Annotated in this window: 22 protein-coding genes; 4 read left to right on the top strand and 18 right to left on the bottom strand. The window is 71.6% G+C overall.

Features of this window, described 5'->3' with window-relative positions:
* Window positions 1–52 precede the first annotated feature (52 nt).
* Complete coding sequence (locus tag ACWBNA_RS35085) at window positions 53–1,063, bottom strand: LLM class flavin-dependent oxidoreductase (RefSeq protein ID WP_482708548.1); 1,011 nt, start codon at window positions 1,061–1,063, stop codon at window positions 53–55.
* A gap of 158 nt (window positions 1,064–1,221) precedes the next feature.
* On the opposite strand from ACWBNA_RS35085, the gene ACWBNA_RS35080 reads away from it, so the two are divergent.
* Window positions 1,222–1,935 (top strand): nucleotidyltransferase domain-containing protein, encoded by a 714-nt coding sequence (locus ACWBNA_RS35080; protein WP_482708547.1) that lies wholly within the window; start codon window positions 1,222–1,224, stop codon window positions 1,933–1,935.
* Here ACWBNA_RS35080 and ACWBNA_RS35075 read toward each other — a convergent pair.
* The 4 genes from ACWBNA_RS35075 to ACWBNA_RS35060 all read right to left on the bottom strand — a co-directional run bounded on the left by ACWBNA_RS35075 (window position 1,896) and on the right by ACWBNA_RS35060 (window position 4,968).
* Window positions 1,896–3,050 (bottom strand): GTP-binding protein, encoded by a 1,155-nt coding sequence (locus ACWBNA_RS35075; protein WP_482708546.1) that lies wholly within the window; start codon window positions 3,048–3,050, stop codon window positions 1,896–1,898. The two genes, ACWBNA_RS35080 and ACWBNA_RS35075, sit on opposite strands and share 40 nt — an antisense overlap.
* A 6-nt stretch (window positions 3,051–3,056) precedes the next feature.
* Window positions 3,057–3,227 (bottom strand): 50S ribosomal protein L32, encoded by a 171-nt coding sequence (gene rpmF, locus ACWBNA_RS35070; RefSeq protein WP_482708545.1) that lies wholly within the window; start codon window positions 3,225–3,227, stop codon window positions 3,057–3,059.
* A gap of 72 nt (window positions 3,228–3,299) precedes the next feature.
* Window positions 3,300–3,710 carry a (2Fe-2S) ferredoxin domain-containing protein gene (locus tag ACWBNA_RS35065; protein WP_482708544.1) on the bottom strand — a complete coding sequence of 137 codons (411 nt, stop codon included), beginning with the start codon at window positions 3,708–3,710 and terminating at the stop codon, window positions 3,300–3,302.
* Between the two features lie 55 nt (window positions 3,711–3,765).
* On the bottom strand, window positions 3,766–4,968 hold the full coding sequence (locus ACWBNA_RS35060; RefSeq protein WP_482708543.1) for a right-handed parallel beta-helix repeat-containing protein: 1,203 nt from the start codon (window positions 4,966–4,968) through the stop codon (window positions 3,766–3,768).
* A 98-nt stretch (window positions 4,969–5,066) separates the two neighbouring features.
* Between ACWBNA_RS35060 and ACWBNA_RS35055 the strand changes: the two genes are divergently transcribed.
* The gene (locus ACWBNA_RS35055; RefSeq protein ID WP_482708542.1) at window positions 5,067–5,558 is read left to right on the top strand and encodes a phosphatase domain-containing protein; all 492 of its coding nucleotides are present in this window, start codon (window positions 5,067–5,069) and stop codon (window positions 5,556–5,558) included.
* Between the two features lie 30 nt (window positions 5,559–5,588).
* Here ACWBNA_RS35055 and ACWBNA_RS35050 read toward each other — a convergent pair whose 3' ends face one another.
* From ACWBNA_RS35050 to ACWBNA_RS35010, 9 genes are all read right to left on the bottom strand, one after another.
* Window positions 5,589–5,798, bottom strand: a complete 210-nt coding sequence (locus ACWBNA_RS35050) for a dodecin (RefSeq protein ID WP_482708541.1) — start codon at window positions 5,796–5,798, stop codon at window positions 5,589–5,591.
* A 125-nt stretch (window positions 5,799–5,923) separates the two neighbouring features.
* Complete coding sequence (gene egtD, locus ACWBNA_RS35045; protein ID WP_482708540.1) at window positions 5,924–6,886, bottom strand: L-histidine N(alpha)-methyltransferase; 963 nt, start codon at window positions 6,884–6,886, stop codon at window positions 5,924–5,926.
* On the bottom strand, window positions 6,883–7,674 hold the full coding sequence (gene egtC / locus ACWBNA_RS35040) for an ergothioneine biosynthesis protein EgtC (RefSeq protein WP_482708539.1): 792 nt from the start codon (window positions 7,672–7,674) through the stop codon (window positions 6,883–6,885). Before egtC ends, egtD begins: the two co-directional genes overlap by 4 nt.
* Window positions 7,674–9,020: an ergothioneine biosynthesis protein EgtB gene (gene egtB / locus ACWBNA_RS35035; RefSeq protein ID WP_482708538.1), complete on the bottom strand. Its 1,347-nt coding sequence runs from the start codon at window positions 9,018–9,020 to the stop codon at window positions 7,674–7,676. Before egtB ends, egtC begins: the two co-directional genes overlap by 1 nt.
* Window positions 9,017–10,354, bottom strand: coding sequence for an ergothioneine biosynthesis glutamate--cysteine ligase EgtA (egtA, locus tag ACWBNA_RS35030; protein ID WP_482708537.1), 1,338 nt, complete (start codon window positions 10,352–10,354; stop codon window positions 9,017–9,019). Before egtA ends, egtB begins: the two co-directional genes overlap by 4 nt.
* 378 nt (window positions 10,355–10,732) lie before the next feature.
* Window positions 10,733–11,179, bottom strand: a complete 447-nt coding sequence (locus ACWBNA_RS35025; protein WP_383875604.1) for a type II toxin-antitoxin system PemK/MazF family toxin — start codon at window positions 11,177–11,179, stop codon at window positions 10,733–10,735.
* 52 nt (window positions 11,180–11,231) lie between these two features.
* The gene (locus tag ACWBNA_RS35020; protein ID WP_383875605.1) at window positions 11,232–12,719 is read right to left on the bottom strand and encodes an SPFH domain-containing protein; all 1,488 of its coding nucleotides are present in this window, start codon (window positions 12,717–12,719) and stop codon (window positions 11,232–11,234) included.
* Window positions 12,720–12,854: 135 nt separating this feature from the next.
* Window positions 12,855–13,073: a hypothetical protein gene (locus ACWBNA_RS35015; RefSeq protein ID WP_266450852.1), complete on the bottom strand. Its 219-nt coding sequence runs from the start codon at window positions 13,071–13,073 to the stop codon at window positions 12,855–12,857.
* A gap of 26 nt (window positions 13,074–13,099) precedes the next feature.
* Window positions 13,100–14,524, bottom strand: a complete 1,425-nt coding sequence (locus ACWBNA_RS35010) for an amidase (RefSeq protein WP_482708536.1) — start codon at window positions 14,522–14,524, stop codon at window positions 13,100–13,102.
* A gap of 255 nt (window positions 14,525–14,779) precedes the next feature.
* Here ACWBNA_RS35010 and ACWBNA_RS35005 point away from each other — a divergent pair, with 255 nt between their 5' ends.
* Window positions 14,780–16,168: a glycoside hydrolase family 43 protein gene (locus ACWBNA_RS35005; RefSeq protein ID WP_482708535.1), complete on the top strand. Its 1,389-nt coding sequence runs from the start codon at window positions 14,780–14,782 to the stop codon at window positions 16,166–16,168.
* Between the two features lie 31 nt (window positions 16,169–16,199).
* Here ACWBNA_RS35005 and ACWBNA_RS35000 read toward each other — a convergent pair whose 3' ends face one another.
* The 4 genes from ACWBNA_RS35000 to ACWBNA_RS34985 all read right to left on the bottom strand — a co-directional run bounded on the left by ACWBNA_RS35000 (window position 16,200) and on the right by ACWBNA_RS34985 (window position 20,300).
* Window positions 16,200–17,231, bottom strand: coding sequence for a LacI family DNA-binding transcriptional regulator (locus ACWBNA_RS35000; protein WP_482708534.1), 1,032 nt, complete (start codon window positions 17,229–17,231; stop codon window positions 16,200–16,202).
* A gap of 75 nt (window positions 17,232–17,306) precedes the next feature.
* The gene (locus tag ACWBNA_RS34995; RefSeq protein ID WP_482708533.1) at window positions 17,307–18,140 is read right to left on the bottom strand and encodes an ATP-binding cassette domain-containing protein; all 834 of its coding nucleotides are present in this window, start codon (window positions 18,138–18,140) and stop codon (window positions 17,307–17,309) included.
* Window positions 18,137–19,132, bottom strand: a complete 996-nt coding sequence (locus ACWBNA_RS34990) for an ABC transporter permease (protein ID WP_482708532.1) — start codon at window positions 19,130–19,132, stop codon at window positions 18,137–18,139. Before ACWBNA_RS34990 ends, ACWBNA_RS34995 begins: the two co-directional genes overlap by 4 nt.
* 145 nt (window positions 19,133–19,277) lie before the next feature.
* Entirely contained in the window at window positions 19,278–20,300 is a 1,023-nt protein-coding gene (locus ACWBNA_RS34985) for a substrate-binding domain-containing protein (RefSeq protein ID WP_482708531.1), read from the bottom strand.
* A gap of 261 nt (window positions 20,301–20,561) precedes the next feature.
* On the opposite strand from ACWBNA_RS34985, the gene ACWBNA_RS34980 reads away from it, so the two are divergent.
* Complete coding sequence (locus ACWBNA_RS34980; RefSeq protein ID WP_482708530.1) at window positions 20,562–21,524, top strand: carbohydrate kinase family protein; 963 nt, start codon at window positions 20,562–20,564, stop codon at window positions 21,522–21,524.
* The last annotated feature ends 410 nt before the right edge of the window (window positions 21,525–21,934 follow it).

The raw sequence follows: 21,934 nt of genomic DNA, 5'->3' as shown, positions 1-21,934 counted from the left end.
GGAGCTCCGTACGGGTATTCAGCCTGGCTGAGGGTGGACAAACCCCGCGATCCTATGCGAGCGGGGCGCCGGTGGTGATCCGGGCCAGCCGGCGGTAGGAGTCCAGCAGGGCCTCGCGGTCGTAGGTGCTCGTCGTCACCAGCACCTCCTGGGCCCCTGTCTCCTTCAGCACGGTCTCCAGCTCGTGGGCGACCTGCTCCTCGGTGCCGACGAGGTGCCCGGCGAGCCCCGACTCGTACAGGCCGCGTTCCTTGGCGCTCATCGTCAGCGCCTCCACGCGCTCGGCCGGCGGCAGGGGAGGGAAGGTGCCGTGCGTGCGCGAGTACGCCATCGACCAGGCCTCGGGGACCAGCAGCCGCCGGGCCTCCTCGGGCGTGGCGGCCACCGCGATCGTGCCGGAGATGACGACGTAGGGCTCCGGCGCCCATGAGGAGGGGCGGAAGTGGGTGCGGTAGTGGTCGATGCCGCGCCGCATCTTGTCGCGGTTGCGCAGGTCGCCGATGACCATCGGCAGCCCGGCGCGGGCCGCGATCGTCGCGCCCTCGCCCATGGCCAGCACGAACGGCGTCACGGTCAGACCCTCCGCGGGGCGCGCGTGCACGCCCGTCGGGGACGTGCCCCGGAACCAGCCGAGCAGCTCCTCCAGCTGCCCCGCGAAGTCCTCTGCGACGTCCTTGTCACGCCCCAGCGCCTTGCGCACCCCGTCCGTGAAGCCCACCGAGCGGCCGAGCCCCATGTCGATCCGCCCGGGGAAGAGGGACTCCAGCACGCCGAACTGCTCGGCCACGACGAGGGGTTGGTGGTTGGGCAGCATCACGCCGCCGGTGCCGACCCGGATCGTCCGCGTCGCGGCGGCCACGGCGGCGGCCAGCACGGTCGGCGCCGAACCGGCGACCCCGGGCACCCCGTGGTGCTCCGAGACCCAGAAGCGGTGATAGCCGAGCCCCTCCAGCTCCCGCGCGAGGCGCACGGTGTCGCGCAGCGCCTCGGCGTCCGTGCGGCCCTCCCGGGTGCGGGAGCGGTCGAGGACGGAGAAGGGGGTGGCGGCGATCAGGGGGCTCACACGGGGTTCAACGCCTGGCGGGCGGTGACATTCCCGCCGTCGGTGTCCGTCGGTCCGCGGAAAACCGGATGACCGCGACGTCGCAGGTCATCACAATGGAGCACGTCTCAGCGGCGGCCGCACGTCCGCACAGCCACATACCCGAAAGGCGGCCGACCGTGACCGTCCCGAACATCCTGCTGTCCGGCATCGTCGGTTCCACCGCGTACGGCCTCGCCCACGCCGGTTCCGACGTCGACCGGCTCGGCCTCTTCGCCGCGCCCACCGTCGAGCTGCACGGCCTGCGCGGGCCGAAGGAGTCCCACGTCACCACCGCACCGGACCGCACCCTGCATGAGGCCGCCAAGTGGTGCCGGCTCGCCCTGGGCGGCAACCCGACGGCCATGGAGCTGGTGTGGCTCCCGGAGGACCTGTACGAGGTCCGCACCCCTCTCGGTGAGGAACTGATAGGCATCCGCACGTCGTTCCTGAGTGCCAAGCGCGTCCGGGACGCCTACCTCGGCTACGCCACCCAGCAGTTCCGGCGGCTGGAGGGCCGCGGTGACGGCTCGTTCCCCGCGGACAGCCGCAGGCGCACCGCGAAGCACGCCCGGCACCTGAAGCGGCTGTGCCACCAGGGTCTGGTGCTGTACACGACCGGCCGACTGGAGATCCGCGTCGAGGACCCCGAGGAGTACCACGCCTTCGGCGAGCGCGTCGCCGCCGACCCGTCGGCCGCGCTGCCCCTGCTCCGGCACTACGAGGCGGCCTTCGACGAGACGCCCACCGTGCTGCCCGAGCAGCCCGGGGAGGCGGCCGTCGAGGCGTGGCTGCGCAAGGTACGCGGCCTCCTCTACACCTCGGAGTGGTCGCAGGCCTCGTCGATGCCGTAGGTGTCCCAGGCGGGGAACGGATCCGCCCGGGGGGCGGATTCGGCCGGGCGCAGGAGGCAGCCGGTGAGGGCGGCTCGGAGTGCGTCGGCGTCCAACCCGGTGCCGATGAAGACCAGTTCCTGCGCGTGGGGGGCGTCGTGGTCGCGGGCGGCGGAGGGCTCGAACCGGGCCACCGAGCCGGCCTGCGACCACAGGCCCGTCACGTGCGGGCGGCTGGAGAGGGTGAAGAACCCCTTGGACCGCAGGATCCTCCCGTACGTGCCGCTGTCCAGCTCCTGGACCACGAAGTCCCACAACCGGGCGGGGTGGAAGGGGAGTTCGGAGCGGAACACGGTGGAGGACACCCCGTACTCCTCGGTCTCCGGAACGTGCTCGCCGTTGAGCTCCCGCACCCAGCCCGGCGCCTGCTGGGCCCGCTCCAGGTCGAACAGGCCGGTGCCCAGGACCTCCCCCAGGTCGACCCGCCCGTCCGTCGCCGGGACGATCCGGGCGACCGGGTTGAGGCGGCCGAGCGCCGCCCTGAGCCGGGCCACGGACTCCTCGTCGACGAGGTCGAGCTTGTTGAGCACGATGACGTCGGCGAACTCGACCTGGTCCACCAGCAGGTCGCTGACCGTGCGCTCGTCGTCCTCGAAGGGGGCGAGTCCGCGCTCGGCGAGTTCGTCGCCCCTCGCCAGCTCGGGCAGGAAGCCCGCCGCGTCCACGACCGTGACCATCGTGTCCAGGCGGGCGACCTCCCCGAGGGTGGCACCGTCGTCGCGGGCGAAGGCGAAGGTGGCCGCCACCGGCATGGGTTCGGAGATCCCGCTTGACTCGATCAGCAGGTGGTCGAAGCGGCCCTCGCGGGCCAGCCGGTCGACCTCCTCCAGCAGGTCGTCGCGCAGGGTGCAGCAGATGCAGCCGTTGGTCATCTCGACCAGGCGTTCCTCGGTCCGTGAGAGCGCCGCCTGACCGCCGCGCACCAGGGCCGCGTCGATGTTGACCTCGCTCATGTCGTTCACGATGACGGCGACGCGCAGGCCCTGGCGATTGGTGAGCACGTGGTTGAGGAGCGTGGTCTTGCCCGCGCCGAGGAACCCGGACAGCACGGTGACGGGCAGCAGGTCGTTCCACACCGGCACTCAGCCCTCGGGGCGCAGCAGCCCGCGCTCGTACGCCTTGACCAGGTTCTGCGGTACGAGGTGACGCGCGCCGTCGATCGTGACGGGCACCAGCGTCGGCGTGGCGGCCTTCCACTGCGAGCGGCGGTGGCGGGTGTTGCTGCGGGACATCTTCCGCTTGGGTACGGCCATGACGGTCCTCCTCGATGGGGTGAGCACCGAGGACGCTACATGAAAATGGATCCCATTAACAATTGCGGGATGTCAGCGCCGGGACCGCACGCGCGCGTCCCGCGGCGGCCGGATGAACTGCATCTCCAGCGTGGCCGGCGGCTCGGCGACGCCGGGCCCGCCGGCGGCGGCCCACCGCACGACCTCCTCGGTGCTGTCGTCGTCCATGACGAACCCGATCCAGGCGGCCCGCCCCCCGGCCCGGCGTCCGGCGGCCGAGGGGCGGACCACGATCACGTTGGCCTGGTCGCAGGGGCCCAGGCAGTCGGTCGTACGCACCTGGAAGCCGTGCTCGGCCGCACCGGCGCGCAGCAGGTCCAGCTGCCATGCCGGGTCGGTGCCGGGCTGCTTGCGGGCGTTTCCGCAGCAGCAGCCCCGGCAGACGACGAGGGTGCAGGAACCGGATCCGGAGCCGGTCAGGCGCGTACGGGGCGTCGAAGGCATGGGACAAGCATGCGGCCTGCGGTGATCACCCGGCGCCGCCGGGGTGCCCTTCGCGTCAGAACCGTGCCCCGATGGCCGCCCCGCTCCGCGGGACGAGGAACGACGGTGCCGACGGCAGGGAACCGTCCGCCGCTCGCGCGCCCGTGAGGGGAGCCGAATCCGTGCTCAGGACCGAGGCCGCGTTCCAGGTACCGCCCAGGTTCCAGGAGTTGCCGCTGGACACGGTGGCCGAGCCGAGCGCCACGGCACGTGCGTCGGCCACCGAAAGGTTGGCGGTGAGGACTGCCTTGCCGCCCGAGACGTCGACGTCGAAGCCCGTCCCCGTGTTGCCGTAGGTCGAGTTGCGGGTCAGGGCGAGCGCGCCGGTGTTGCCGTTGTCCGTGATGCCGTGCGCCGCGTTCTTGAAGGCCACACTGTTGCGGAGGGTGTGGGCCACCGCCGGGGCCGGGCTGCCGCCGCCGAGCTTGAAGCCGTTGCCGTCCCCCGCGAAGTCCGGGAAACCCCAGCGGTTGAAGCCGTTGCCGTACGCGACCGTGTTCTCGACAACGACCGGCGAGGTGAACTTCCAGTTGTCGAAGCCGTCGTCGACGTTGTTCCACAGCCGGGCGCCCCGCACCACGTTGCCCGTCCCGGTGCCCTCCTTGATGGCGAGACCGTCCGCGCTCTCGCCGTTCTTGCGCGGGTCGCGGTTGGCGTAACTGTCGAGGTTCAGGATCTGGTTGTTGCTGGAGGCGCCCTGGAGCTGGAAGCCGGACTCGTAGTTGTCGTGGGTCTTCAGGCGCGCGAAGACATTGCCGTTGCAGCCGTCGCAGTACACGCCGTACGGCCCGTTCACGATCTCCAGGTCCGAGATCCGCCAGTACGACGCCTCCTGATGGATCGCCCCGCGGTCGGCGCGCGCGATGCTGCCGCCGACGGGCGTGTGGCTGGCGGGCAGCTGATCGCCGTCGACGACGACTCGCTCGCCCTGGTAGGAGCCCAGGGTGATGGGCAGGGACGCGGTGCCCGACGTGGTGATGGTGATGTTGTCGGTGAGGGCGTAGGTGCCCCCGCGTACGGCGATGGAGTCGCCCGGCCTGGCCAGGTCGACGGCCCGCTGGATCGTCCGCAGGGGCTGGGCGAGGGTCCCCGGCGCGGTGTCGCTGCCGTTGGGCGCCACGATCAGCGTCGCCGCGGCGGACGCCTCGCCCACCGGCCCTAATCCCGTCCACAGCGCCGCGCTCACCAGTGCCGCCGTCCAGACAGACGTCTTGCGCATGAGGTCTCCCGCCTTTGCCGTGCATGCCATGTCGCACAGCAGTGGCCGCCCGGAGCGCGAAGGTTGCCGGGGTGCGCCGTCCGTTTAGGGTGGGCGGTGTGACCGACAGCAGCACACGCCCGCTCGCCGTGTTCGACCTGGACAACACCCTCGCCGACACGGCCCACCGGCAGCGGTTCCTGGAGAGCAAACCCCGCGACTGGGACGCCTTCTTCGCGGCCGCGCCCGAGGATCCGCCCCTCGCCGAGGGCATCGCACTGGTCCTGGAGAACGCCCGGGAGTGCGAGGTCGTCTACCTCACCGGGCGGCCCGAGCGCTGCCGGCGGGACACGCTCGAGTGGCTCGCCGCGCACGAACTGCCCGAGGGGCGCGTGTACATGAGGCGCAACCACGACCGCCGGCCCGCCCGGCGCACCAAGCTGGAGATCCTCGGCCGGCTCGCCCGCACCCGTGAGATCAGGGTGCTCGTGGACGACGACGAGCTGGTGTGCCAGGACGCCGAACGGGCGGGATTCACCGTCGTACGGGCACGCTGGGCGGCCGACTCGGCCGCGCTGAAGGTGGCGCAGGAGGGGGAGGGCCGGACCTGAGGCCCCGACGGGACGCGGGGGCCGTCAGTCCTACTCCTCCAGGCGGAAGCCGACCTTCAGGCCGACCTGCCAGTGCGCGACCTGCCCGTCCTCGATCTGGCCCCGCACCTGGGTGATCTCGAACCAGTCGAGGTTGCGAAGGGTCTGCGAGGCGCGGGAGATTCCGTTGCGGACGGCCTGGTCGACACCGTCGGGCGAGGTGCCGACGATCTCCGTGACCCGGTAGGTGTGGTTCGACATGCGGGGCTCCTCTCCGCGGTGACGGCGGTGTCACCGGTGACGGGCGTGTCCGGGCGCGTCCGGGCGCGCGTCACTCCACCGTGCCCCAAGCCGTGGCGGAGCGCGAGACGGCCCGTGGCACGCTGTCACCGCGCCACGCTCAGCGACAGGGCGAACCGGCCCTCCTCGTCCGTCCACCAGTGGGCCAGATCGAGACCCGCCGTGGACAGTTCGGCGCGTACGCCTTCCTTGCGGAACTTGGCCGACACCTCGGTGCGCAGCTCCTCGCCCGCCGCGAAGTCGACCGCCAGGTCGAGCGCGGGGATCTTCACGGTCTGTGCCGTACGGGAGCGCAGCCGCATCTCGATCCACTCGTTCTCGGCGTCCCACAGGGCCACGTGGTCGAAGGCCGCGGGATCGAAGTCGGCGCCCAGCTCACGGTCGACGACGCTCAGCACGTTCTTGTTGAACGCGGCCGTCACCCCGGCCCCGTCGTCGTACGCCCTGACCAGGACCTTCTCGTCCTTGACCAGGTCCGTGCCGAGCAGCAGCGCGTCACCGGGGGAGAGCAGGGCGCGGACCGAGGCGAGGAACGCGGCCCGCTCGGCGGGCAGCAGGTTGCCGATCGTGCCGCCGAGGAACGCCAGCAGCCGGGGGCCGGGCGTGTCCGGCAGGGCCAGCCGCGCGGTGAAGTCGGCGATGAGGGCGTGGACCTGGAGGGCGGGGCGCTCGGAGATGAGCGCGTGCCCGGCCTGGGTGAGCGCGCTCTCGCTGACGTCGACAGGGACGTACGTGTGCAGTTCGGCGAGGGCGTCGAGAAGGTGGCGGGTCTTGTCCGAGGAGCCGGAGCCCAGCTCGATCAGGGTGCGGGCGCCCGTCGCGGCGGCGATCTCCCCGGAACGGGCGACCAGGATCTCCCGTTCGGCGCGGGTCGGGTAGTACTCGGGCAGTTCGGTGATCTGCTCGAACAGCTCGCTGCCGTGGGCGTCGTAGAACCACTTCGGCGGCAGTGTCTTCGGGGTGCGGGTCAGGCCCTGGAGGACGTCGGCGCGCAGGGCGGCCTCGGTGGCGTCCTCGGGCAGGGTGCGGGTGAGAAGGAACGGACTCACGTGCGGGGCTCCTTCGCGGGTGCGGGTGGCAGGGCGGCGCTCGGTTCCTTCAGCGGGGTGAGCAGCACGTCCGTGCGGCTCGCCGCGAGCAGGGTGCGGTCGGGGACCTCCTGCCAGTGCGGGTCGTCGTCGTAGGGCTCGGAGGCCACGACGGTGCGGCGGCCGGGCTCCGAGAGGTACCAGAGGGTGTCGCCCCAGGCCGTCGCGGTGATGCTCTCCCCGTTGGTGAGCAGCAGGTTGAGCCGGGAGTCGGGGGCCGCCGCGGCGACCTCCAGGACCGTGTCGGCCAGCGCCTGACCCTCCTGGTCGCCGCCGTGCAGCCGGGCGAGGACCAGGGCCCACACGAGCGCCGAGTCGTTGCGCGCCTCCAGGGACAGCAGGTCGGCGGCGGGCAGGGTCCGGGTGAGGGGCGCGAGGGAGTGCGGCCAGCCCTTGACCGCGCCGTTGTGGCTGAACAGCCAGGGGCCCGCGGCGAACGGCGCCGCCGCGGCCTCCGCGTCCGCACCCGCCAGGGTCGCGTCCCGTACGGCGGCGAGCACGGCCCCCGAGCGGACCACCCGGGCCAGGTCGGCGAGCGACTGGTCCGCCCAGATGGGCCCGGCCCGCCGGTACCGGGCCGGTGCCGGATCCCCCTCGGCGTACCAGCCGACGCCGAAACCGTCGGCGTTGACCGTGCCGTACCGCTGCCGCCTCGGCGCCCACGACTGCCGGTACAGACTGTGCGGCGGCTCGACGAGGATCCGGCCGAGCGGCTCCTCGGGGCCCAGATAGGCCAGGTGACGGCACATCAGACGGCCTCCGAGCGGGCCGTGCGGAACCCGGAGAAGATCTGCCGCCGGATCGGGAGGTCCCAGTTGCGGAACGTGCCCCGGCAGGCCACCGCGTCCACGGCGAACGAACCGCCGCGCAGCACCTTGTGGTCGGGGCCGAAGAAGACCTCCGAGTACTCCTTGTACGGGAACGCCGTGAAGCCCGGGTACGGCAGGAAGTCGCTGGCCGTCCACTCCCACACGTCACCGATCAACTGCCGTACCCCGAGGGGGGACTCGCCCTCCGGATAGCTGCCGGACGGCGCCGGGCGCAGATGCCGCTGTCCCAGGTTGGCGTGCTCGGGCGCGGGGTCCGCGTCGCCCCACGGGTAACGCGTCGAACGGTCGCCGGCGGGGTCATGCCGTGCGGCCTTCTCCCACTCGGCCTCGGTGGGCAGCCTGCGCCCGGCCCAGCGGGCGTACGCGTCGGCCTCGTACCAGCACACGTGCAGCACCGGCTCGTGGGGCGGGACGACCTCGGTCACGCCGAAGCGGCGCCGCAGCCACTGCCTGCCGTCGCGGCTCCAGTACAGCGGCGCGTGGATGGAGTTGCGGCGGATGTGCGCCCAGCCGGCCGCCGTCCACCAGCGCTCGTCGTCGTAGCCGCCGTCCTCGATGAACGCCTGGTACGCGCCGTTCGTCACCGGAGTCGTGTCGATGGAGAACGGCGCCACCTCACGCCGGTGCGCCGGGCGTTCGTTGTCCAGTGCCCACGGCTCGGTGGAGGTGCCCATCGTGAACGGGCCGCCGGGGACGAGGACTTCGGCCGGTCCGGTGAACAGCGGTACCGGGTCCGGGTCGGGGGCGGTCAGGGCCTGTGGGCCCTTGCGGAGCTGATGGGTGATCAGCATGGTCTCGTCGTGCTGCTGTTCGTGCTGCGCGATCATCCCGAAGGCGAAGCCCGCCTCCGTCAGCCGCGTCCCGTGGAACGCGGTGCGCTCCAGCACGCCCGTCACCCTGCCGCGCACCTCGGCCGCGTACGCGCGGGCCTCGGCGGGCGCCAGCAGCGGCAGCGAGGGCCGCTCCGAGCGCGGGTGCTCGAAGGCGTCGTAGAGGCTGTCGATCTCGGGCCGTATCGCCTCCTGCCCGGCGACGGCCCGCAGCAGCCACTGCTCCTCCTGGTTGCCTATGTGGGCGAGGTCCCACACCAGCGGCGACATCAGCGGGGAGTGCTGCGCGGTCAGGTCCGGCTCCTCCACGCAGCTGGTCAGCAGCGTCGTACGGTCGCGGGCGGTGGTCAGGGTGGTCAGCGCCCGGTCGCGGAGCGCATCGGCATCGACGGCCTCGTCGACGACGGGTTCGGTGTCGAGGGCGGGGTCGCTCATGTGCGGATGTCCTTCCCGTGGGCGGTGGAGGTCCCCTCGGCCGAGCCGAGCCGGGACGTGGGGCGATCCGTGCCGCGCAGGTGTTCGAGCAGGTCGTCGGCGGGGCAGCGGCCGGGGACGACGTACCGGTCCCGGTACGCCGCGACGGCCGCGGTGACCTCGGCGGTGGCGCCGAGCCGGGGCAGGGCCTGAAGGGCCGCCTCGAAGCACGCGACGGCCGCCTCGTGGAGCTCGGGGTCGGTCAGGCCGTGGCGGGCCGCGTCGATCCACAGCGGATTGTGCGGCGCGGGCAGCGACAGGGCCCGTTCGGCCAGCGGCTTCACGACCCGGTAGGCGGTCTCGGCTGCCTCGGGGTCGTCGAAGAGCGCCGTCGTCACCGCCAGCGGCACGATCCAGCCGTCGTCGCCGGGCTGGGCGTCGATCATGCGCAGTTCGAGATGGCCGCGCGGTCTGACCGGCGGGAACAGTGTGCTGACGTGGTAGTCGAGGTCCTCCCGGGTCGGCGGCCTCGGCGCCGACGACCTGGTCCACTCCCGGAAGGTCAGCTCCTCGGGCACGTCCCACGGGCCGCCGTCCCGCCGTACGCACATCACCGGGGCGTCCAGCACGTGCCGGGCCCAGGCGGTCCGCGGATCGACGTCGAGCGGGGGTGCGCCTGCGCGGCCGGGGCCGATGTCCATCCACAGCAGTTGGCGGCTGGAGAGCCAGCCGGTGGGCTCGTGCCCGGCCGCCGGGGAGTTCGCGAACGCGGCCACCAGGACCGCCCCCAGCTGGTGCGCCAGCCACCAGCGCCGCCCGAGACCGAGCGGCCCGGGCTCCTCGTGACCGGCGTCCAGGCACACCTGGACGGAGGCGGAGGTGCACATCATGGCGCGGCCGGCCGGGCCGGTGCGGTCGAGGCAGGTCTCCATGGCGTCGTAGCGCGGCTCCCGCAGGAACCGGCGGGGCGTGTGCCAGGGGTCCTGGCCGATGCCCACGAGGCCCAGGCCGTCCTCGGCCAGCACCGCGCGGACGGCGGTCAGGTCGGCGGAGACGGTACCGATGCACTCCATCAGGGAGGCGGCGGGCGGCGAGCTCAGTTCCAGCTGGCCGCCGGGCTCAATGGTGAGCGCCGACCTCAGGGGCACGGTACGCAGTGCGGCGTAGGCCGCTTCGAGCCGTTCGGGTGTCACGGGGAGCTGCGGTGTACGCAGCTCATGGACGAGCCATTCCACTTCGACCCCGACGGTGCGGGGTGGTCCGGTCTTGAAGCAGATGCCCCGGACCAGGGCCTCCACCTCGGCTTCGGTGACAGCGGTACGGGGCTCCGTACAGTCACTCGGCGTATGGGACATGTCGGGATCCTCCTGAGATTCCACCATGTCACCGGCCCGCGGTCTGATGGGGCGGGCCGGCGTCACTCGTCCCACCCAAGACCCTCGCGTGCGATCGCACAAGGGTACACATCGTCGCAATAGGGGCCGAGAATCTCCGTTTCCGGGGTGTTTTCGAGTTGTTTTCCGGGCACGTCCGGCCCGGAAAACTCCGTTGCACGGCAAGACCAGAATCGCTCAGGATGCGTGTGTCAGCACGACGGGGGAGGTCGCGCGGTCACAGAGCGCACGGGGGTCGTGCTGTGACCGCGCGACCGCGCGCCTCACGTCGTTCGAGGGGATCGGTTTGTTCGAGGCGATCGGCGAGAGCGGCCCGGCGGCTTCCCGGACCGCCGGCCGTCAGCTCCAGCCGTAGCGCTCCCGTAGCCGGTGCCGGACGAGGTTGAAGCGCATCCGGTCCAGGGCGCACGCCTCGCGGCGCATGCCGGCCTCGTGCAGCCGCAGTACGCGGTCCACGTCGACCCACGAGTCCCGCCCCGACCGGTCCCAGGGCCCGCTGCCGATCGGCACCCACTCCCGGTCGCCGTCGTGCCGCTTGCTCGACAGCTGGACGGCCAGGAAGGTGCCGCCGGCCTCGCGGGCGACGACCAGCAGGGGGCGGTCCTTGCCCCGGCCGTCGTTCTCCTCGTAGGGGACCCAGGTCCAGACGATCTCGCCGGGATCCGGGTCCCCGTCGTGCGCGGGCGAGTACTCCGTGCGCACCCGGCCCACCTCGCGGGGGTCGGCCTCGGTCGTGGCGGAGGGGCCGAACCGGCCGGGGACGTTCTCTTCGGTAGACGCAGTCACGGACGCAACGTTAGAGCCCGCGCCTCCGAGCCGGTTCTCGCACCCCTCGCCGTCATCCCCCGTCCTTCTCCACCGGCACCTTCTGGAGGGGCGGCGGCACGACTCCGTTGAGGGACGAAGTCCCGTTCACGGCCTGCCCGTTCTGGTTCATCGAGGCCAGCAGCTGGCGGGCAAGGCCAAGGCCCGTGCCGCCCATGGTGAGCGCCTTGGTGAGCATCTCCGCCATGCCGTCGGCGCCGTTGAGCACCACCATGTTGTCGACGCTGCCGAAGGCGGACGCGCCGGCCCTGACGATCTCCGGCCAGTTCTCGGCGAGTTGCTGGGCGACGACGGCCTCCTGGTTCTCGGCGAGGGCGGCGGCGCGGGCCTTGATGGCGTCCGCCTCCGCGAGCCCCTTGGCCTTGGCCGCCTCGGCCTCCGCGAGGCCCCTGGCCTGTGCCGCGGCCGCCTCGGCCTCGCCGGTGGCACGGGTGGCCGCCGCCATGGCGGTGCCCCGGGCCCTGGTCGCCTCGGCCTCGGCGCCCGCGGCCGTCTTGACCCGGGTGGCTTCGGCCGCGGCCGCCAGCTCCGTCTCCTTCGCCTTGGCCTGGGCCGCGGAGATGCGTGCGTCGCGCTCCGCCTCGGCCATCGTGCGCTTCTCGTAGGCCTGCGCGTCGGCCGGCTTGCGGACGTCCGCCTGGAGCTGCTGCTCACGCCGCTGCACCTCCAGCTCGGAGACCCTCGTCTCCTGGACGACGACTTCCTGCCGGGCGGCGGCGTCGGCGAGCGGTCCGGCCTGGCGGGCCTTGGCCCCCGCCTTGTCCCGCTCGGCCTGGTAGCCGGCCTGGAGGATCTCGCTGTCCCGGGTCGCCTCGGCCATCCGCGCGTACGACTGCTGCTCGGCCTCGGTGGCCAGCCGGTTCGCCTCCGCCTGCGCGATCCGCGCGTCCCGCTGGACGGCCGCCGCGTGCGGCATCGCCAGGTTCTGGATGTACCCGGTCGGGTCCTCGATCTCGTGGATCTGCAGCGAGTCGACGATCAGGCCCAGCTTCTCCATCTCGGTGCCGCAGGCCGCCCGGGTCTGCCCGGTGAGCTTCTCCCGGTCGCGGATCATGTCCTCGACCGTCAACCCGCCCACGATGGAGCGCAGATGACCGGCGAAGACGTTGTGCACCCGCTCGGACATCAGCTTCTGCTGGTCGAGGAAACGGCGGCCCGCGTTCGCGATCGACACGAAGTCGTCGCCCACCTTGAAGATGACCACGCCCCGCACCTTGAGCGGAATGCCCTGGTGGGTCACGCAGTCCACATGCAGTTCGGTCTCGTTCAGGTCGAGCGAGAGCTTGCGCACCGCCTGCACTCCGGGCAGCACGAGCGTGCCGCGTCCGGTGACGATACGGAAGCCCATGCCCGCCTCGAGGCCCTCCGTCTTGTGCTTGGAGCCGGAGATGATCAGTGCCTCGTTCGGTTCCGCGACACGCCACATCATCTTGAACAGACCGATCAGAACGAGGACGGCGGCAACCGCCACCCCCGCAACGACGCCGACAACCATCGGCATACGCCCCCTTTGGATGGTGCCCTTTCGGCACCGAACGAAGGGAGTGTGCGCCTGTGCGACGCCCTGGGTACAGGCGCTGACCCATCCTTGTCGAAACCTTGATACAAACCCGGTCTCACCTGCGGGGGAGCGGGCTCAACTGTCGTACGCCGCCTGGACGTAGACCGTTCTCGGCGGCAGGTACTCCACGACCATGACCACGGTGCCCCGCTCGATGCGGTCCGTGCCGGTGGCGGGGTAGGCGAGGAAGTGTTCGGCGCCGCCGCGCACCCGGACGATCACCTCGCCGACCAGCCCGGGCCCGATCGCCCCCGTGACCCGCCCCATCAGCCCGACCATCGACGCGTCGTCCATGGTCACAGGGTACGGGCCGAACGCCGTTACGCGGCCGGGGAGTCCGTGACCGCGTGCTCCGAAGGCCACGCCGAGTGCCAGCGCAGTTCCGCCTCCAGCTGCGCGGCGAGGCAGAGCAGCAGCGGTTCACTGTTCGCCGGTCCGAGCAACTGGGCGCCGACCGGCAGGCCGCCGCCCACGAAACCGGCGGGGACGTTCACCCCGGGCCAGCCCAGCACGTTCCACGGCCAGGCGTACGGGCAGGCCGCGATCATCGCGCGGTCGGTGGCCAGGCCCCCCAGGCTCAGCAGCGCGCCGATGCGGGGCGGGGGAGCGGCCGTGGTCGGCGCGAGGATCACGTCGTACGTCGTGAAGAACGCGCCGATACGCCGGTGCAGGACCGCCTCCGCGCGTCGCGCCGCCCGCAGCGGCACCCCGCCGAGCAGCCCGCCCAGCCGGGCGGCGTCGCGGGTGCGGCGGTCGAGCAGGGTGGGGAAGGGCGCCTCGCGGACGCGCTCGGCGATACCGGCGGTGGCGCGGGGCACGAAGGTCAGGCCGATCTGGCCGTAGGGCGGATCGGCCTCCTCGACGTCGTGCCCCAAGTCACTCAGCTTCTCGGCGAGTTGGACGACCCGGGCGCGCACCTCCGGCCGGAGCCGGGCGGGCAGGGCGGTGAACGGCGGCTTCAGGGAGAGCGCGACGCGCAGCCGGCCGGGGTCGCGCTTCGTCGCTCGCAGGGCGTCGACGGCCGGCGGCCGGTGCGGGTCCCGTTCGTGGTTGCCGGCCGCCGCGTCCAGCAGCAGGGCCGCGTCGGCGATCGTACGGGCCAGCGTGCCGTTGACCGTGATGCCCTGGAAGGACTCGCCGCGCGGCCAGGTGGAGATCCGGCCGCGCTGCGGTTTGATGCCGACGAGATGGGTCCAGGAGGCCGGAATCCGCACGGAACCGGCTCCGTCCGAGCCGAGCGCGGCGGGCACCAGACCGGCGGCGACGGCGGCGGCCGAACCGCCCGAGGAGCCGCCCGGCGTGTGCTCCGTGCTCCACGGGTTGCGGGTCGCGCCGAAGGCGGGCCCTTCGGTGAACGGCCACTGCCCGAACTCGCAGGTGTTGGTCTTGCCGACGATCACGGCTCCGGCCGCGCGCAGCCGCCGTACCGCCTCGCCGTCCTCGGTGACCGGCGGGAACTCGCCCCGGCAGCCGAACGCGGTCGGCTCGCCCGCCACGTCCATGTCGTCCTTGACCGCCACGGGCACCCCGAGGAGCGGCTTGCGCACGCCGGCGGCCAGTTCCCTGTCCGCGGCCTCCGCCTCGGCGAGCGCCGCCTCGGTCCGGACGATCCTGAAGGCGTTCAGCGTCGTCTGCGTCGCCTCGATCCGCGCCAGCGCCCGCTCCACGAGCGACCGGGACGTCACCTCCCCGCCGGCGAGCGCACGGGCCGACTCCGCGAGGCCTTCGGAACGATCGAGCGTCATGCGGGACACCTCCGGGAGGGCGTTGTCTACCGAACGGTAACGTCCGGCGGGGGTGCGGCGGAATGCCCGGGCGGACAGCACTCGACCCGTGCGCCGCATCGGTGCACACCACAGCTTTCCCACAGGCCTCAGAAGTCCTGCGCGAACCATTGACGCGCCCCACCCTCGGCCCTACCTTTCGATCGACTTTCCGAACCTGGTTCGGAATATCGAACGTCAGAGCCGCATGTGTTTGTGTCCGAGGGAGAGCCGCCCGTGTCCACACGACCCCCCGCGCCGTCGCGCCGCACCCTGCTGCGGGCGATGGCCGTCCTGCCCGCCTCGGCGCTCGTCCTGGGCGAGATGCCCGGACTGCTCGGCACCGCCTCGGCCGCCGCGCCGCCGAGCGGCTCCGCGACCCGCTACACCATCGTGCCGTTCCTCAACAGCAACGACGGCACCGTGAACGTGTACCAGTCCGACGACGCCACCGACTTCCGGCTGGCCAAGTCGTCCGCCTACACCCCGCCCAGCAACCGCATCCGCGACGCGAGCGTGTTCAAGCACACCGACGGCTACTACTACATCACCTACACGACCCACACCTGGCAGGACCCGAGCACCACGATCGGCTTCGCCCGCAGCTCCGACCGGCTCAACTGGACCTTCCTGTACGACTACACGGTGCCGATCACCAACCTGTCCCGGGCCTGGGCGCCGGAGTGGTTCGTCGACAGCGACGGCAGTGTGAACGTCATCGTGTCCTGCTCGACGGCCAACGACGAGTGGATCTTCACCCCGTACCTGCTGAAGGCCACCAACTCCGCCCTCACCGCGTGGAGTTCACCGGTCGCCCTGTCCGGCATCGGCGCCAACCACATCGACACGTACATCGTGAAGATCGGCTCGACCTACCACGCCTTCACGAAGAACGAGACGGCGAAGTACATCGAGTACGCGACGGCGTCCAAGCTCACCGGCCCCTACACGATCAGCCGCACCGGCGACTGGGCGGGCTGGGGCAGCTACCGCGAGGGCCCGGCGCTGGTGCAGCTCGACAACGGCGACTGGCGGATCTTCTTCGACGGCTACGGCGACGGCACCTACTACTACAGCGACAGCTACGACACCTTCGCCACCTGGTCCGCCCCGGCCGCACTGCCCGTCGTCTCCGGTACGGCGCGCCACTTCACGGTCATCAAGGAGACGGTGTCGGGCGGCCCGGCCCTGGCGAAGAACGTCACCCGCTCCTTCCGCTCCGCCAACTTCTCCACCCGCTACTGGCAGACCCAGTCGTCCCTGCTCAACCTCCCCGTGGTGAGCACCTCCAGCACCACGGCCGAGAAGCAGGCGTCCACCTTCACGGTCGTCGCCGGCCTCGCCGACGCGAACGCCTACTCGTTCCGGGACGCCTCCGGCAAATACCTGCGCCACTGGGACTTCCGCGGCCGCTTCGACGCGAACGACGGGACGTCGACCTTCGCCAAGGACGCCACGTTCATGGCCCGCACCGGTACGGCGAGCGGCTCACTGCGCTTCGAGTCGTACAACTACCCGGGCTACTACCTGCGCCACTACAACTACCAACTGCGCGTGGACCGCACCGACGGGACGGACCTGTTCCGGCAGGACAGTTCGTTCCTGCCGGTGACCGCCTGGGCCTGAGCCGTGCACCTGCCCACCCGGTGGCGGGGGGTCATGCCCCTCGCAGCGCTGGAGCCGGCCGCTCCCCCGAGCCCCGGACGATCAGCCGGGTGGGCACGGTGATCGTGCGGGCGCGGGAGCGGTCGCCGTCCAGGCGGGCCAGGGCGGTGGTCGCCGCCGTTCTGCCGATCTCCTCGGCGTCCTGGGCGACGACGGTCAGGGCCGGCTCGAGTGCCTCGGCGAGCTCCACGTCGTCGAAGGCGACGACGGCGACGTCCTTGCGCTTGCTGCGGGCGAGTTCGGCGATGATCCCCAGCGCGACGATGTTGTTGCCGGCGAACAGGGCGGTGGGGGGATCCGCCAGGTCGAGGAGCTGGGCGGTCGTGGCGGAGGCGCCGTGCTGGTCATGGGCGTTGGTGACCAGGGAGCGGTCGGCGGGGAGGCCGGCCTCCTGCAGCGCGGTGCGGTAGCCGGCCAGTCGCTCGCGGCGTGTGTAGAGCTTGGTGGGCAGGTCGCCGATGAAGCCGATGCGCCGGTGCCCGTGCGCGATCAGATGGGCCACGCCGTCGTGGGCGCCCGCGCGGTTGGAGCTGACGACGCTGTCCGTGGCCAGACCCACACCGGGCCGGTCGACGAAGACGACGGGCAGGCCCGTGGCGCGGTGGGTCTTGAGGTAGGAGTGGTCGGCGCCGACGGACGGCACGACCAGCAGGATGCTGATGCGGCGGGCGAGGAACTTGTCCGTCAGCGCGCGTTCGCGGTCCGGGTCGTCCGCGGAGGAGCCCATGAGCAGGGTCAGGCCGCGGTCGCGGACGGTGTCCTCGATGCTGCGGGCCACGGCTCCGAAGAACGGGTTGCCGAGGTCCGGGATGACCAGTCCGATGGTGGTGTCGGGTCCACCGACACGGATGTTGCGGGCCATGAGGTTCGGCTGGAAGCCGAGCTTGGCCACGGCGGCGAGAACCTGCTGCCGGGTCTGCGCCGAGGCGGGGCCGTCCTCGTTGAGGACGCGGGACACGGTCTTGGCGCTGACGCCCACTTCGCGGGCGACGTCTGCCAGGGTGGGGCGGCGGTTCGCTGCCATGGAGGAAACGGTCTCCTGTGCTCGTCGGTTCCGGCCGCGGCCTCGGCCGGAATCGGTGAGTGCTTCAGTCCTACGTCAGGTGGCCTGGACGCCCGCGGCCTTGGCCGCCTTGGAATCCGCTACGACAGTATCTCCGGCCTCGTCGACGGTGAGTGCGCCGGTCATGATGGCGACGACCTCCGCCATGGAGTAGTCGGAGGGCTTGATCACGGCGGCCCGCCGGCCCAGCCGGTGGACGTGGATCCGGTCGGCGATCTCGAAGACGTGCGGCATGTTGTGGCTGATCAGGACGACCGGCATGCCCTTGTCCCGGACGCGGCGGATGAGGTCCAGGACCTGACCGGACTCCTTGACGCCGAGGGCGGCGGTGGGTTCGTCCATGACGACGACGCTGCGGGCCCAGGCGACGGAGCGGGCGACCGCGACGGCCTGCCGCTGTCCGCCGGAGAGCGTCTCCACGGCCTGCGTCAGCGAGCGCAGACCGATCTTCAGGTCGGCCATGTGCTCGGCGGCCTCCTGGCGCATGCGCTTCTTGTCCAGCATGCGGAAGACACTGCCGAGGGCGCCGGGGCGGCGCAGCTCGCGTCCGAGGAACATGTTCGAGGCGATGTCCATGGAGGCGGCCACGGCGAGGTCCTGATAGACCGTCTCGATGCCGTGGGCGCGTGCGCTCTGCGGCCCGGAGAAGGTGATGGGCTCGCCGTGGAGACGGATCTCGCCCGCGTCGGGGGTGACCGCGCCGGTGAGCGCCTTGATCAGGCTGGTCTTGCCCGCTCCGTTGTCGCCGATGACGGCGAGGACCTCGCCGGGCAGCAGGTCGAAGTCGGCGCCGTCGATGGCGGTGACATGGCCGTAGCGCTTGACCAGACCGCGGGCCTGCAGCACGGGGGTGGGGGAGGTGGCAGTCATCGGGCCTTCTTCCGGGAGAGCTGGTCGACGGTCACCGCGAGGATCACCAGGACTCCGGTGATCAGGGTCTGGTAGATGGAGGCGACGCCCATCAGCTGCAGGCCGTTGCGGAAGACACCGACGATGAGGACGCCGATGAAGGTGCCCAGGACCGATCCGCGTCCGCCGAAGAGGCTGGTGCCGCCGAGGACCACGGCGGTGATGCTGTCGAGGTTGTCGGTCTGTCCCGCCTGGGGGTCGCCGACTCCGGTGCGGGAGATGAGCAGCAGGGCGGCGATGCCGTAGAGGAGACCGGCCACGGTGTAGACGCCGATGGCCAGCCGGGAGGTGCGGATGCCGTTCAGCCGCGCCGCCTCCGGGCTGTCGCCCAGCGCGTGGACGTGCCGGCCCCAGCCGGTGCTGCTGAGGGTGTAGGCGAGCAGGAGGAACAGGGCGATGGTGACCAGGGAGCCGTACGTGATGTCGGTGTGGCCGAGCGGGAAGGTCTGCCCGAGGGCCGTGAGCGGGCCGGGCAGGTTGGTGACCGTCTGCTCCTCGGAGTAGATGTGGGTCAGCGCGAACGCCACGTTGAGCATGCCGAGGGTGACGATGAACGGCGGCAGCGGGATCTTCTGCACCAGCAGCCCGTTGAGCAGCCCGAACCCGCCGCAGACCACCAGGCCCAGGGCGATGGCGACGAGCGGGGGCAGGGAGCCCTCGGCGGCCATCTTGGCGATCACGATGCTGCCGAACGCCATCACGGCACCGCACGACAGGTCGATGCCCGCCGTGAGGATGATCAGGGTCTGTCCGATGGCGAGGGTGCCGACGACCATGACCTGCTGCACGATCAGCGAGAAGTTGCCGCCCGTGAGGAACTGGTCGGTCGAGAGGGAGAAGAAGGCGCAGGCCAGGAGGAGAGCGACCAGCGGGCCGGTGGTCGGTGCCGTGAGCAGTCTGCGGGCCGTGGTGGGTGCGGTGATCTCGGCGTACGGCGAGGTCGTGGCTGTCATGCGAAATCCTTGTCGGAAGACGTCAAGTCGTTGCCCGCCCTGGTCGGCGGACAAGAGGACGAGCGGGCGGCCGCCCCGGTCAGGGAGGAAGGGGCGGCCGCCCCGCTGAGGGGAGAGGCTCAGGCCTGCCGGCCTCGGGGGCGGCTCAGCCCCAGCAGTTCTCCAGGCCGTAACCGGTGTCCTTCGACGTGACTCCGGCCTGCGCCTTGTCGGAGATCAGGGTGACGCCCGTGTCGGTGTAACCGGACGCCTTCTTGCCGTCCTTGGCGTACGTCACGACGGCCTTGACGCCCTCGGCGGCCATCTTCAGCGGGTACTGCTGCGAGGTGGCGGCGATCTTGCCGTCCTTGACGGCCTGGGTTCCGGTGCAGCCGCCGTCGACGGACACGATCAGGACGTCCTTCTCCCGGCCCTTGGCCTTGAGCGCGGTGAACGCGCCCAGGGCGGCCGGCTCGTTGATCGTGTAGACGACGTTGATGCCGGGCTCCTTCTGGAGGCAGTTCTCCATCGCCGTCTGGCCCTTGGCCTGGTCGCCTCCGGTGTCCTGGGAACAGACGACCGCCGGGTCCTTCTCCGCGATGCCGAAGCCCTTGAGGAAGCCGTCGTGCCGCTGGACGCCGACGGACACACCCGGAGCCAGGTCGAGGGTGGCTATCTTGGCGGTCTTGCCCTTCATGGCGGCCTTGGCGTACTGGCCGATCAGCTCGCCGGCCTTGAGGTTGTCGGTGGCGAAGAGGGCGTCGACCGCGCTCTCCGGCTCGGTCGGGGTGTCCAGGGCGATGACCAGGACGCCCTTGGCGCGGGCCTTGGCGATCGCGGGCACGATGGCCTTGGAGTCGCTCGGGGTGATCAGGATGCCCTTCACCCCGGAGGCGACCATGTTCTCGATGGCGGTGATCTGACCGGCGTTGTCGCCGTCGAACTTGCCGGCCGCGGTCATGAGCGTGACGCCCTCGGCCTTCGCGGACTTCTCCGCGCCCTCCTTCATCTTCACGAAGAACGGGTTGGTGTCGGTCTTGGTGATCAGGCCGACCTTGACCTCGCCCGAGCCGGTGCCGGTGGAGCTCGATCCGGAGCCGGATCCGCAGGCCGTCAGGGTGAGGGCCGCGATGCCCGTGCACGCAGCGGCTCTGAGGAGGGACATGGGCAGACGAGCGGTGCGAGGCATGAACGACTCCTGCGGGATTGCGAGCGGCGCGGTCGGCATCGGAGCATGCCGTCCCCGTGGTGTCATCGTTGACTTATGTCATCGTTGACACCGCATGGCGAGGATGATGGACTCCGTCTCCCGGAAACGTCAATGCCCTGTGCTCGTCACAAATCGGCAACGCCCCGAGGCCGTTGCCCGCTCGTAGCCGTCCGGCGGCCGCGCCACGACGCGTCCGGCCTGCCCGCACGTTCGTCAGCGTTCGTCAGAGAAGAGCAGCCCATGAGCCCGCGTGAGATCACCGTCCTGGGGGAGTGCGTCGCGGACGCGTTCGCCGAATCCGCAAGCGCGTCGAACGAACTAGCCCTGCGGGTACTGCCCGGAGGCGGACCGGCGAACACGGCCGTGGCCCTGGCCCGGCTCGGCACTCCGGCCCGTTTCCTCGCGCGTCTGTCCGGCGACGTGTTCGGCCGCCTGTTCCGGGCCCACCTGGAGGCGTCCGGAGTGGACCTGTCGAGTGCCGTCCGGGCCGCCGAGCCCAGCACACTGGCCGTGGCGGAACTGGACGCCGAGGGACAGGCCGCGTTCTCCTTCCATGCCCAGAACACGGCCGACTGGCAGTGGACGGCACAGGAGTTGGCGCCGGTGGACCTTGCCGAAACCGCCTGCGTGCACACCGGATCCCTGGCCCTGGTCCAGCAGCCCGGGGCGGCGGTGGTGGAGGACTTCCTGGCGGCGGCCGCCCCCCGGGCGACCATCAGCATCGACCCGAATGTCCGGCCACTGCTCGTCCATCCCGATGTCTACCGTGCGCGGCTGGCGCACTGGTGCGCCCTCGCCGATGTGCTCCGGCTGAGCGAGGACGACCTGGGGCTCCTGCTGCCGGGGACGCCGCCCGAGCAGGCATGCGACATCTGGCACGAGGCCGGGGCGCGGCTCGTCGTGATCACGCGCGGTGCCGACGGCGCCCTGGCCTCACTCGACGGCGAACGGATTCAGGTGCCCGCGGTGACGACGACCGTCGTCGACACGGTCGGGGCGGGGGACTCCTTCACCGCCGGGCTGCTGCATCACCTCGGCATACGCGGCCTCCTCGGCGGCCGGCTGACGGAACTCCGCATCGGTGATGTCGAGGACGCCTGCCGGTTCGCCACCCAGGTCGCGGGTCTGACCTGCTCGGTCGCCGGTCCCAATCCGCCGTGGCAGAGCCGGTTGGCGCAGCTCGCCGCGGCCGACGGGGCCTGACAGCCGGCGAACCGCGTGGGGGTGCCTCACGGGGGCACATCGCGTCCGGACCGGTTGACGCGTCGGCCGGGTTGCCTCCATCATCGGGCCACTCGATGTCATCGATGACACAAGTCAACGATGACGCTCCTTGTCGACGCCGCGGACGACGGCGTCGGCGAGGAGTCACTTGTACGGTCGGTCCGCGCCCGGCAGCAGGCTCCGCGGTGTGGACGGCCGCGGCACAGGAGATCCCATGAGCTCTGGACGTGTATCCCGGCATGCCCGCACCCGGATGATCGCGGCGGTGGCGACCGTCTGCGCCCTGTCCGCAGCGCCGCTGGCTCCTTCAGCCGTCGCTGCCGACACCCCGCCGTACTCCGAGACCTACCGGCCCCAGTTCCACTTCACGCCGGAGAAGAACTGGATGA

It is taken from the genome of Streptomyces sp. Q2, assembly GCF_056820935.1.
The sequence above is the reverse complement of the archived record's forward strand: the minus strand, read 5'-3'. Positions and strand labels throughout refer to the sequence as shown.